Here is a 12,965-nt window from a genome sequence, read left to right on the forward strand (position 1 = left end):
AGACTGCGATTAAGAGTCATTTACTAACCGCAGTCTGTATTTTATTATTTAATTAGATCGACGCGTCCTTTAACATCGGTTAATACCTGGCGTGCAATCGATGGAGATACTACCTCGTAGTGAGAGAATGTCATTGCTGATGTTGCTCTACCTGATGTAATTGTTCTCAACGATGTTACATAACCAAACATTTCTGCCAAAGGCACTTTTGCTTTTACGATGCGCGCACCCGAACGGCTCGATTCCATACCTTCCACTTGTCCGCGACGTTTGTTCAGGTCGGAAATTACATCACCCATGCTTTCTTCCGGAGTAACAACTTCCAGTTTCATAATAGGCTCCTGCAATACCGGACTTGCTTTCTCACAAGCATTTTTGAATGCAAACTTAGCAGCAAGTTCGAATGACAACTGGTCAGAGTCCACTGTATGGTATGAACCATCTACAAGCACCACTTTCAGTTTATCAAGCGCATATCCTGCAAGTACACCATTCTTCATTGCAGCAGCAAATCCTTTCTGTACAGAAGGGATAAATTCTTTAGGAACGTTACCACCCTTCACTTCATCGATGAATTGTAGTTCACCTTCGAATCCTGCATCTGTAGGACCAACTTTAACAATAATATCGGCAAACTTACCACGACCTCCCGACTGTTTCTTATAAACTTCGCGAAGCTCTACTGTCTGAGAGATTGCTTCTTTATAAGATACCTGAGGGCGTCCCTGATTACATTCCACCTTGAACTCACGTTTCAGACGGTCAATGATAATTTCCAAGTGAAGCTCACCCATACCTTCGATGATTGTCTGACCTGAGTCTTCATCTGTATGCACACGGAATGTCGGATCCTCTTCTGACAGCTTAGCAAGACCATTAGAAAGCTTATCCACATCTTTTTGAGTGATAGGTTCGATTGCGATTCCGATAACCGGTTCAGGGAAGTCCATAGACTCCAGAACAATCGGATTATTTTCATCACACAATGTATCACCTGTACGGATATCTTTAAATCCTACACCTGCGCCTATATCACCACAACCAATCACATCCTTAGGATTTTGTTTGTTTGAGTGCATCTGGAACAGACGGGAAATACGTTCTTTCTTCTCAGAACGGGTATTATATACATAAGAACCGGCAGCCAACTCTCCTGAATATACACGGAAGAAACACAAACGTCCTACAAACGGGTCAGTAGCGATCTTAAACGCTAAGGCACACATAGGTTCGTCCGGACTAGGGTGACGTACGATTGTATTTCCGTTTCTAGGATCTGTTCCTTCGATAGCTAATGTATCGATAGGGCTAGGAAGGAATTTACATACGCCGTCCAATAATGGTTGTACACCTTTGTTCTTAAATGAAGAACCGCAAAACATCGGGTTGATCTGCATAGAAAGAGTTCCGATACGAAGCGCTGCAAGTATTTCGTCTTCAGTAATAGAAGAAGGATCATCGAAGAATTTCTCCATCAATGTTTCATCACATTCAGCAGCTTTTTCCAGCATTTTTTCTCTCCACTCCTGAGCTTCAGCCAAGTACTCTGCCGGAATTTCATCCAGTTCGTAGTCAGCACCCATAGTTTCGTCGTGCCAGTACATCGCCTTCATTTTCACTAAGTCGACGATTCCTTTGAAGTTTTCTTCTGCACCGATAGGTATCTGTACCGGACATGGATTTCCGTTCAGCATTTCTTTTATCTGGCGAACTACTTCAAAAAAGTCTGCACCTGAACGGTCCATCTTGTTCACATAACACATACGAGGCACATCGTATTTGTCAGCCTGACGCCACACTGTTTCCGATTGAGGCTCTACCCCACTTACTGCATCGTAAGCAGCGATAGCTCCGTCAAGGATACGAAGCGAACGTTCTACCTCTACTGTAAAGTCAACGTGTCCGGGAGTATCTATAAGGTTAATTTTAAATACCTCATTATTATATTTCCAGCTCGCTGTAGTAGCAGCAGATGTGATAGTGATACCACGCTCCTGTTCTTGCTCCATCCAGTCCATAGTGGCAGCGCCATCATGTACCTCACCGATCTTATGAGTAAGACCTGTGTAGAACAAAATACGTTCGGAGGTAGTGGTTTTACCGGCATCAATGTGAGCCATGATGCCTATATTTCTTGTATTTCTTAAATTGTCGATAATTTTTGCCATCGGTTTATAGCTCTTTCCTTTTTGTTAAAATCTGAAATGAGCGAAAGCACGGTTAGCCTCAGCCATTTTGTGCATATCCTCTTTTCTTTTATATGCGCCTCCTTGACCATTGAATGCATCTGTAATTTCAGCGCCTAATTTATCGGCCATAGTCTTTCCACCTCTCTTGCGAGCATACAGGATAAGATTTTTCATACAGATTGATTCTTTGCGGTCAGGGCGAATTTCGGTAGGAACCTGAAATGTTGCACCACCTACACGGCGAGACTTCACTTCTACTTGCGGAGTTACATTATCTAATGCTGCTTTCCATATCTCAAGAGCAGACTTTTCTTCGTTTGGTAATTTTTTCTTTACAATTTCTAATGCTGTATAGAAAATATCGAACGCAGTCGATTTTTTACCATCGTACATCAAGTGGTTAACAAACTTTGTAACCTTTACATCACCGAAAACAGGATCCGGAAGGATCTGTCTTTTCTTTGGTTTTGCCTTTCTCATTGTTTACTTAAAAAATTTTGTTTTTGTTTTTGGTTGCCAATTTTCTGATGTCTTCAACGATTCCGCCGAACCATTTACTCAACCCATGTATAGCCTATCCAATAAACTTAAACCGTTTTAATACTTAATTAAAAATCTCGGTTAAAGGGATTGCCTCAAGGGATTATTTTTTCTTACCCCCTTTAGCTGGTGCACCTTTAGCTGGCGCTGCTCCCGGTTTAGGACGTTTTGCTCCGTACTTAGAGCGACGTTGTGTACGACCGTTAACACCGGCTGTATCCAATGTTCCGCGAACAATGTGATAACGAACACCCGGAAGGTCTTTCACACGGCCACCTCTAACAAGTACAATCGAGTGCTCCTGCAAGTTATGTCCTTCTCCAGGAATATAAGCATTCACCTCTTTTGTGTTTGTTAAGCGCACACGTGCCACTTTACGCATCGCTGAGTTAGGTTTCTTAGGAGTAGTTGTGTACACGCGAATACAAACACCTCTGCGTTGAGGGCAAGAATCCAATGCACGGGATTTACTCTTTTCAACCAAAACAGTACGTCCTTTTCTTACTAATTGTTGAATCGTAGGCATCTTGTTTTAATCTTTAGAACTTTAAATTCAATTTTTATTATACATTTTACTTTATCGAACAACACAATAAACAGAAGCTATTTCAATGACAATCAAATATTTGCCACCAAAACAAGCCTCTTTTCATGCTTTATTCGGGTTGCAAATGTAGACATAATCAGCAAGATACACAAATAATTACAAAAAAAAATAAGAAAAAGCGAATGAATAAACTTATTAGGTTCAGCGGATTAGTTATTACCTGCTTAATTCATTTCCGTTCCGATTATTTAATCAAATTCATTCATCAAAAAGAGCAGGAAAGATTTTGATCTTTCCTGCTCCTATACTATTAATTATATAATTTGTATACGGTCTACCTTAAAACGAAATATCCACTCCCGCAGCAAACACCTTATTGGTACGAGAGAATATATCTTTACCCGGAACCGGAGTCTGGTCTGCAGGGATTACATTGTTATAATTATCCCAATTTTTCTCATAATCAGAGTATGTAGTCCAGAAATAACCGACATTAATCTTTACGTTTTTAGCTACATTTACCGCACCACCTAAACCAATAGAATAGGAGTTACAAGAAAAGCTCAGGTCTGTCTGGTATCCGTCAGTTACACCATAACGGGTTATTTGTCCTCCGGCACTAACAAGAAACATGCGATCTATCTGATACTCAATACCAGCAAGATATTCATTTGTCCCTCCATTAATAAAGTTTTGCTTTTCAATTTTTTCCGACGTATTTGCAGGATTTGTAACTGTTGCCATGCCTGCATCCGAATCGAAGAAATGGTGATAACCCACACTCGCCAACAACTTCGGTGTTATCTGATACGAAACCCCTACTGTATATAGCGCAGGTATGTCATGAGCTGTATTTACCCCATCCTTAAACTGTCCGGTATCATCACGTTTTGTTTTATTCTCTACATTAAGCGCAGTTTTGAACTCATACTTCATACCAATATTCAGATTCTTATAGTTGAAGTTAAATCCTAATATCGGGGATATTCCCCAACCCGACTGAGAAGATTCAAGATACATATCGGAAGTCTTCGTAGCAAGACCTTCCAACGTTGGTTTATACTGCGCCGGAAGGGCAGGATTCTGTGCCAGTCCTTCAAAATAATCGGGAGCAGAAACCATTGTACCTGTACCCAAAGCCGGAACATTAGACGTAGGATTTATCATGATATTCCTCAAATGTCCTTCATATTTATTATTCACAATATTAAGGCGGAAACCTGCATATGCAGAAAACATATCGTTTATTTCGTAAGAGCCTCCGATTTGCGCGCCATATATAAATGACGAACCTCTCATATATGCATCCACGGAATACTGATTTGCTGTCAATGTAGCACCTGGCATTGCCTGTCCTACCAATGCCCCTAACTTAGTAACCGTTCCGGGCAGTACGGCCAGCTGCGCTTCGAAAGAAGGAAGGCCTCTATCGAATGTAGCCTTACCACCGCCTCCTGTAACCGCGATATTTCCGGAAAGCACCCATTTACCTGTTTTATAGGCGGCCTGCAAACTTGGAATGATAGGCGCTGATGCTGTTCCTTCAAATTCTTTTGTTGCGCTGCCGCCAAAACCGGCGAAAGGTGCAAAAGTAGAAGTAATAGTTCTGGTCTGAAAAGCACTTTGATTAGTAAATGAAAAATGGAATCCGTCATTTAGTTTCACCAAACCAGCAGGATTTGTATATGCAGCATCAATCTGAAGTGATGCATCACGGGCAACCATTCTGATAAAGTGGGCACTTTGATTGGTATTAGTCAATATACCTCCTGCAAAAATAAAAGAGGCCTGACATAGAGATAAAATGGTTATCAGTAGCGATTTCTTATTCATTATTAATAAAATTAGTTAAATGAGGGGACAAAGATATGAGTATTATATTAGTTTCAAAAGAAACTACGTTAAAAATACGACTTTATCTTACTGATAATCAAATATTTGTTGTTTATGCAACTATATTGAATATCTAATATCTTGACTCAATAACATTTACATTCAAGAAAAAAATGTACCTTTGCAACACTAAAAAAATACTATAATGAGACTCATACGTCTTTTCACCATTCTCTATCACTGAGGGACTCCTCATTCCTCGCAATCCTTAATTTTAATTAAGGCAAAATCCATTTTCACATACATTTGTTTAATATACAACAAATCACAGACACACACTGGTTTGTTTAACACACAGCTCTTTCTATCAGAGTAAATTACATTTATGAATAATTGGAAAAGAACATTCATTATCATATGGTCGGGACAGTTTTTCTCTACACTGTCCAGTTCTATAGTAGGCTTCGCAGTTGTATTCTGGCTTAGTATAAAAACAGGTTCGCCCGAAGTCCTGGCCTCTGCCATGATTGCCGTGCTGCTCCCTTTCATTATCCTCGGCTTGTTCACAGGGGTATATGTAGACCGCTGGGACAGAAAACGCACAATGATACTAGCAGATAGCTTCGTCGCTCTCTGTTCGGCAGCATTAGGTCTCCTTTTTTATTTGGAAATGACCCCGTTGTGGCTCATCTATCTTCTGCTGGCATTACGCTCGGCGGGCAGCGCCTTCCATATGCCCGCCATGCAGGCATCTGTCCCATTGTTGGCTCCCGAAAGCGAGTTGATGCGCATTGCGGGGATAAATCAGATGATACAGTCTATCAGCAATATTGCAGGCCCGGCTCTGGGGGCTGTACTCATATCACTCCTTAGCATGACTTATGTAATGATGTTCGACGTTTTGGGGGCGGCAATAGCCTGTACATCATTATTATTTGTCAAAATACCGAATCCTGAAAAGAAAGAAGACGTTGAACCTAATGTATGGCTGGAAGTGAAAGAAGGTGTCAGACATTTGTTCATGAACAGGGGAATCACCTATCTTATGGTTTCGGTAATAGGAATTACATTCTTTATAGTACCTATCGCCGCTCTTTATCCATTAATGACAACAAGTTACTTCGGTGGAAATGCCTACCAGATGGGACTGGTAGAAACAGCATGGGGTATCGGCATGCTGATAGGGGGAGCAGTTCTCAGCCTCAAATTCATGAAGACCGCAAATAAGGTTTTAAGTATGAACATTGTAGCTATGGGGCTGGGTATAACATACTGGGCTATGGGTATATTGCCTACATCAGGCTTTGCCTTATTTGTCGTACTAACTGCCCTCAGCGGGATAGCAGGCTCCATATACTGGAGTTCCTTTACGGTAATCCTGCAAACTAAAATAGATCCGGCCGCACTGGGTCGTGTATTTTCCATATACGATAGCATAAGCCTGCTGCCAACGATACCGGGATTACTTGCCACCGGATTTATTGCTGAAAGAATAGGGTTACTCAACGCGTTTATCATAGCTGGAGTGGCAACACTTGCCATAGGTGCAATTGCCAGCTTCGTTCCGGCGATAAAAAGGTTAGGCTACACCACAAGGGGAGTAAAAGAATGAATCCGTTAAATTAACGTAATTAAATAGCCCCTTTAACCGGATCATAAAACTAATAGCCGAAAGTAAATGTTGTAATTGAATACAAAGGTTTACTTCACATAATTAACCCCTTAATTATATTGGCTATGAGTAATGATATAAAAAAGCCTCTAAATTACCTGGAGGACCCGCATCTTAGTAAGAAAACCAAAGCTTTTCTTAAAGTATTGAATGCCGCCGGCAAGCCGGTAGAATCGCTGCCTGTACCCGATGCCCGCAATGTACTGGTAGAAGCACAAGCATCTGTAAAGGTAGACTTGTCGGGAATCGACGAATCGGAAAAAACAATCACAGCGGACGGATATACAATCAAGTTGAACATCGTACGTCCGAAAGGAGTAAAGGACAAACTACCCGTGTTCATCTTTATTCATGGCGGAGGATGGGTACTGGGCGATTATCCGACACACCAGCGCCTGGTACGCGATTTGGTGGTAGAATCAGGATATGCTTCCGTCTTTGTAAACTATTCATTATCACCCGAAGCCAAATTTCCGCAGGCAGTCAACGAAGTGTATGCTGCAACAAAGTGGGTTGTAACCCACGGAGATGAAATCAATGTAGACGGTAAACGGCTCGCCGTGGTAGGGAATAGTGCCGGAGGGAACATGGCTACTGTTACCAGTATCAAAGCGAAAGAGAATAACGGGCCCCACATCAAGGTACAAATACTTCTATGGCCTGTCACCGATGCAAGCACCGATTATGAATCATTCAAATTGTATGGTAAAGAGAGGTTTCTCACTACATCTCTTCTCGACTGGATGGCAGGACAATACATCTCAAAACCTGAAGATACCAAGAGTATTTATATGTCCCCGTTATTAGCGTCCATAGAACAACTCAAAGACTTGCCACCTACTCTTATCGAAGTAGCCGAAAACGACATATTAAGAGATGAAGGTGAAGCCTACGGACGGAAACTTGATGAAGCCGGTGTGGACGTAACTACAGTACGGTTCAATAGTGCGATTCATGACTGGGGTATGCTCAACGGGCTAGCCGATACACCGGAAACAAAAGCCCTGATCCTGTTATCCGCCGCGACACTGAAAAAATATCTGAAATAAAGATTCGTATATTATATATAAACGGCTGTTCAGATTGAATAGCCGTTTATATTATCAGATCACCAGATCTCCTGCGAGGTCTGTATAAATTGATTCACGATAGTCTTATATTGCTCTACTCCAATCGAAATATTCTTAGCAGAGTTAGGCGTACCTATTCCATATACAACCAGAGGCGTCTTCCATACCATGCCTGCATATGTAGCTCCAGCTTGATAGGGACGTAGTAATTCATCGACGGAAAAACCTATCTTGCCTCCGCTCCTGTATGCCTCCTGATTCCATCCGGTCGTTGTAACTACCATAAACGGTTTACCCGCAATTGCAGGAGTCTTTGCTAAAGAATTCATCACCTCGTCCTGCCACTCTTTTAGTTTTGCAGGTGCAGACATCCAGTAGAAAGGGAATTGAAAAATGACAAATGATGCTTTGGCCATAATATTCGCCCAATCCGTAACTGTATATTCCTTATCGCCATATAAGTTGTACAAATCTACATCGACAGGATTATATACGGCATCCAGCAAGGCTTTATTAGCTTCCGATTCGTTCCAGTCAGGGTGTGCCAATAGAATGACAACCTTATTCTTTTCATTTCTGTTTTCCAGTTCCATGTGTGATTTTTTTAGAATTAGAATGCGAAGTTCTCCTTCTACAAATATACATTTTTTTTCAATAGTGTTATCTTCAATGTAATATTTGATTAAAAATTTTGCTTTATCTGGTAAAGTCACCTATATTACTCACAAGCAAACCATTACAGACATTACACAGAAGCAAATCAATGCAATGTATCCAACTGCTTCATCCACAAAGCCACCGCTGCATCGCTCGGCATACGCCAGTCACCCCGTGGCGACAGGTTCACTGAACCCACCTTCGGACCATCCGGCAGACACGAGCGTTTGAATTGTTGGGAAAAGAACCGCCAGAAAAATGTCCGCAGCCATTTCAGTATCACTTCATTCTCATACTGCCCACTAAAAGCATGTTTTGCCAGATAATAGATCTTAGCAGGAGAGAAACCGAAACGAAGTACATAATATAAAAAGAAATCGTGTAGAATATAAGGTCCCACCACATCCTCAGTTCTCTGTGCTATTGTCCCGTCCTCTGCCGCAGGGAGCAATTCGGGGCTGACAGGTGTATCCATCACATCTTCCAGAATTATTTTTGACTCCTGATCCATCTGTGTTTCAGCAACCCACGACACCAGAGTACGCACCAATGTTTTCGGAACACCTGTATTCACAGCATACATAGACATATGGTCACCATTGTAAGTACACCAGCCCAAAGCCAACTCTGAAAGGTCTCCTGTACCGATAACCAAACCATTCACCTTATTGGCATAATCCATCAGTATCTGTGTACGTTCGCGCGCCTGTGAATTTTCGTATGTTATATCATGTGTACCTGCATCATGCTCTATATCTTTGAAATGCTGAACAACCGCATCTTTTATCGATATCTCCTTAATAGTAACGCCCAATGACCGCATCAGCTTTATGGCATTGGTATAGGTACGGTCGGTAGTTCCGAATCCCGGCATTGTAATACCATAGATACCTTCGCGAGACAGGCTCAGTTTATCAAATGTCTTCACCAATACCAGTAATGCAAGGGTTGAATCGAGTCCGCCCGACACACCTATCACAGCAGTCTTGCCATTCACATGCAGCATCCTCTTTGCCAAACCGCCCACCTGCATGGAAAAGATCTCATCGCAGCGTTCATCCAGTGTAGCATCTTGTGCCGGAACAAAGGGGGTGGACGAAACATAGCGATTGAGTGCAAATTCTTTTTCCTCCTTATTTATATCTATGTCTATCTCTTCGAATTGTATATTATCCAATACCCTGTACTCTGATAATGAGAACGATTTGTTTCTCAGCCTGTCATTCCTCAACCGTTCTATATCTATATCTGCCGCTATCAGCTGACTGTCGAATGAGAAACGTTCCGCTTCGGCCAGTACAGACCCGTTTTCGGCTATCAGACTGCTGCCTGCAAAAATAATATCGGTAGTAGATTCTCCAGCTCCGGCGGCCGCATAGACATACCCGGCGATACAACGGGCCGATTGCTGGCTTACCAATGCTTTGCGATATGCATGCTTTCCTGTGGTCTCATTACTTGCCGACAGGTTGAATATAACTTCAGCCCCGCTCAACGCTGCCGCGCATGATGGAGGAATCGGTGTCCATAAATCTTCACATATTTCTATGGCAAAGCTGAATCCGGACATCTTGAATATCAAATTAACGCCGACAGGTACACACTGTCCGCAGAGGGATGCCGACTGCGCTTTCAATTCCTCCGAGGACGAGAACCAACGTTTTTCGTAAAACTCATTATAATTGGGAAGGAAAGTTTTCGGTACTGCTCCATGAATATACCCGGCAGCGACAACTACCGCCATATTATAAAGCCTGCCTGATATTTCGACCGGCACACCGACAATGGCTGTCACTGACAAGTCGCGTGTAGCATCACATATTCGTTGCAGCGATTTCTCCGCTTCCTCGAGAAGCAGCCTTTGCAGGAACAGGTCGCCGCAAGTGTAGGCCGTGATACCCAGTTCGGGAAATACGATGACTGAAACACCCTTACTCTCCGCTTCATTTATTTGCTTAAGTATCTCGTCTGTATTATAATCACAATCCGCCACCTTCAGCGAAGGACTGGCTGCCGCAACGCGGACAAATCCGTAGTTATTCATATAAGTAATGTATTTTTACAATCACAAACTTACAAAAGTTTTTTTATGTTGCTTATTAGTTTCTTTAGCTTTTAGCTAATAGAGGTTAGCAACTTAGACCTTGTTTACTTATAACTCTTTCAAAAAAGTTGACAAAGTTGACACTTTTTACAGATTTTTCATCTGTCACTTTTTTTAATAAGTCTTCGTTACTACACATAGTTCGTAATTAAAAGGCCATTCCCAAAGATGCCAAGGCGCAAAAGGTAACACTTGTAACACCGAAAGCAATTAAGAATTAAGAATGAAAAATTAAGAACCACCGGTCAGCGGAGCCAATTCTTTCCCTCGTAACTCGTAACTGCCCGTAGGGCGCAGTAATTTGTAACTCTTAAAAAAGGTAACAAATGTAACACATGTTTCAGCTTTTAGCTGATAGCTATTCGCCGTTAGCTTAGGCTATCGCATAAGTGGCTTTACAGTGAACAGTCATCAGTCAGCAACTTGTATCTCGTGTCTTGTTTACTTGTATCTCATATAACTTTCAACTTAGTACTCAATACTTACTACTTATTAAAAGGTAACAAAGGTTACACTATTTCACCCATTTGCTAATATGCTAATTTGCTAATTATTTTTTTCAAAGAGCTATCGGCTAACAGCTAAACACTATCGGCTATATACATAGATAAACTTCTACAAAAAGAATAAAACTTCATGCATTTGAACCAAAAATATATACCTTTGTTATATCTTAAAAAAAGTAAATATTATGGGATTCGATATCAGTTTAACGCAAATCTTAAGCGCATTTGTAGTCTTGTTCGTTTTAATCGACGTATCAGGCTCCATCCCTATATTTCTAAGTTTCAAAGGGGAAGGTCGGGATGTTAATCCATTACAGGCAGCTATCTATTCATTTATCATAATGACAGCTTTTCTGTTTATCGGAAACTGGGTACTGAAATTATTCAATGTCGATGTTTCATCCTTTGCCGTTGCCGGAGCACTGGTCATCTTTATCATATCTATAGAGATGATATTCGGCGTGGAAGTTTTCAAAAATGATGCTCCCGGTGGCTCAAAAACACTTGTTCCTATTGTTTTTCCATTAATAGCCGGACCCGGTACATTTACCGTATTGTTGTCTATGCGGGCAGAATATGATGTCTCGAATATTATTATAGCCCTGTTTCTGAATATGATAATCGTATTCCTTGTACTTAGATACCTCAATGTAGTGGAAAAAATATTGGGTATAGGCGGAGTATACGTCTTGCGCAAATTTTTCGGAGTCATAGTTATGGCAATCGCCGTAAGATTATTTACTGCAAATATCAATGCGTTGCTGGACAGCTTGCAGCAATAAAATAAAAGATCCCGTACTTCATTCGAAATACGGGATCTTCTCTTTATTAATCAGAATTACTTGTTGGATCAAATTGTTCAATTATTTTCTACTGCGGGCAACCGAAGATCGCTTGTGTTATTTTCCAAGGGAAAAAATAATCAAAAATGCTTTAGCATCCCACTTCGACTACTCATTGCCCAAATACATCATTTCTTCAACAACACCTTATCAATCGCCTCTTTCAATGCAGGCTTAGGCAATGCGCCCTGTGCCATCTGAGGTTGTTCCTCACCCATAGGCACAAACAGCAGGCTCGGGATACTTCTGATTCCGAACAAAGCGGCAAGCTCCTGTTCTTCCTCCGTATTTATCTTATAGATATAAATTTCGCCGTCATATTCAGCAGCCAGTTCTTCCAGTACGGGAGCAATGGCTTTACATGGGCCACACCAGTCGGCATAAAAATCTATCAGTGCGGGTTTGTCACCCAGATATTTGAACTCACCCGGATTAGCCTCATAGTTAGCTACTTTTTTCAAAAAGTCTATTTTATTTAAATGTATCGTTTTCATCTTAGTCTCCTTTTTTGTTGATTCTTTTGTTTGATTGTTTTTTGTTTGTCCGTTGCAGGAACTGAATGTCAGTCCGGCTATAAACAGCATCAATAAAATATGTTTCATAACTTCCTTATGTTATTTTTGGTTTGTTTCTTCTGTTGTCTGTTCATAATCCGCAGTACCCGCCTGGCAGTATCCTGTAACACAACACGATGATAATATATATATTATAAGCACCGCAAATACCATGCCCTTAATATAGACAGGCAGCATGCTCCATTTATTCACTATCTTGCTCATTCTTTGTTTCTTTTTTGAAAAGGCTGAACAATAAGCTCCCCATCACTGCTCCCCAGATCATACTGTTTACAGGCGAAGCCGTAATAGGACATGTACCGTTGCTGCATCCGATAAAGTACCAGTACAGATAACCGGTGACAGCCCCGGAAGCGGCTCCGGCGAAATATGTCCAGTTTCGTTTCAATATGGTTATTAATTTGTCCATTGCTCAAAGATAATTTAATAT

Annotated in this window: 11 protein-coding genes; 3 read left to right on the forward strand and 8 right to left on the reverse strand. The window is 41.3% G+C overall.

What is annotated here, in order from left to right; translation table 11 throughout:
* Positions 1-44 precede the first annotated feature (44 nt).
* From fusA to IR083_RS17390, 4 genes are all read right to left on the reverse strand, one after another.
* A complete protein-coding gene (fusA, locus tag IR083_RS17375) occupies positions 45-2,168 on the reverse strand; it encodes an elongation factor G (RefSeq protein WP_006800263.1) in 2,124 nt (707 codons plus the stop codon).
* A gap of 24 nt (positions 2,169-2,192) precedes the next feature.
* The gene (gene rpsG / locus IR083_RS17380) at positions 2,193-2,669 is read right to left on the reverse strand and encodes a 30S ribosomal protein S7 (protein ID WP_006800264.1); all 477 of its coding nucleotides are present in this window, start codon (positions 2,667-2,669) and stop codon (positions 2,193-2,195) included.
* Between the two features lie 163 nt (positions 2,670-2,832).
* Positions 2,833-3,255, reverse strand: coding sequence for a 30S ribosomal protein S12 (gene rpsL, locus IR083_RS17385; RefSeq protein ID WP_006800265.1), 423 nt, complete (start codon positions 3,253-3,255; stop codon positions 2,833-2,835).
* A 360-nt stretch (positions 3,256-3,615) separates the two neighbouring features.
* Positions 3,616-5,109: an OmpP1/FadL family transporter gene (locus IR083_RS17390; RefSeq protein ID WP_006800266.1), complete on the reverse strand. Its 1,494-nt coding sequence runs from the start codon at positions 5,107-5,109 to the stop codon at positions 3,616-3,618.
* A 385-nt stretch (positions 5,110-5,494) separates the two neighbouring features.
* Here IR083_RS17390 and IR083_RS17395 point away from each other — a divergent pair, with 385 nt between their 5' ends.
* Together IR083_RS17395 and IR083_RS17400 are read left to right on the forward strand one after the other, a co-directional pair.
* Entirely contained in the window at positions 5,495-6,721 is a 1,227-nt protein-coding gene (locus IR083_RS17395; RefSeq protein WP_194225249.1) for an MFS transporter, read from the forward strand.
* 125 nt (positions 6,722-6,846) lie between these two features.
* Complete coding sequence (locus IR083_RS17400) at positions 6,847-7,830, forward strand: alpha/beta hydrolase (RefSeq protein ID WP_194225250.1); 984 nt, start codon at positions 6,847-6,849, stop codon at positions 7,828-7,830.
* Between the two features lie 59 nt (positions 7,831-7,889).
* Here the strand turns inward: IR083_RS17400 and IR083_RS17405 are convergent, their stop codons facing one another.
* The gene (locus tag IR083_RS17405) at positions 7,890-8,444 is read right to left on the reverse strand and encodes an NAD(P)H-dependent oxidoreductase (protein ID WP_006800269.1); all 555 of its coding nucleotides are present in this window, start codon (positions 8,442-8,444) and stop codon (positions 7,890-7,892) included.
* A gap of 167 nt (positions 8,445-8,611) precedes the next feature.
* Positions 8,612-10,552 carry an NAD(+) synthase gene (locus IR083_RS17410; RefSeq protein ID WP_194225251.1) on the reverse strand — a complete coding sequence of 647 codons (1,941 nt, stop codon included), beginning with the start codon at positions 10,550-10,552 and terminating at the stop codon, positions 8,612-8,614.
* A 751-nt stretch (positions 10,553-11,303) separates the two neighbouring features.
* Between IR083_RS17410 and IR083_RS17415 the strand changes: the two genes are divergently transcribed.
* A complete protein-coding gene (locus tag IR083_RS17415; protein WP_006800272.1) occupies positions 11,304-11,900 on the forward strand; it encodes a MarC family protein in 597 nt (198 codons plus the stop codon).
* Between the two features lie 188 nt (positions 11,901-12,088).
* On the opposite strand, the gene trxA is transcribed toward IR083_RS17415, so the two are convergent.
* A complete protein-coding gene (gene trxA, locus IR083_RS17420; RefSeq protein ID WP_006800273.1) occupies positions 12,089-12,562 on the reverse strand; it encodes a thioredoxin in 474 nt (157 codons plus the stop codon).
* 157 nt (positions 12,563-12,719) lie between these two features.
* Positions 12,720-12,944, reverse strand: a complete 225-nt coding sequence (locus tag IR083_RS17430) for a DUF6132 family protein (RefSeq protein ID WP_194225253.1) — start codon at positions 12,942-12,944, stop codon at positions 12,720-12,722.
* Positions 12,945-12,965 lie beyond the last annotated feature (21 nt).

Origin of the sequence: Dysgonomonas sp. GY75, assembly GCF_015234155.1 — a bacterium.
GTDB classification, from domain to species: Bacteria; Bacteroidota; Bacteroidia; order Bacteroidales; family Dysgonomonadaceae; genus Dysgonomonas; species Dysgonomonas gadei.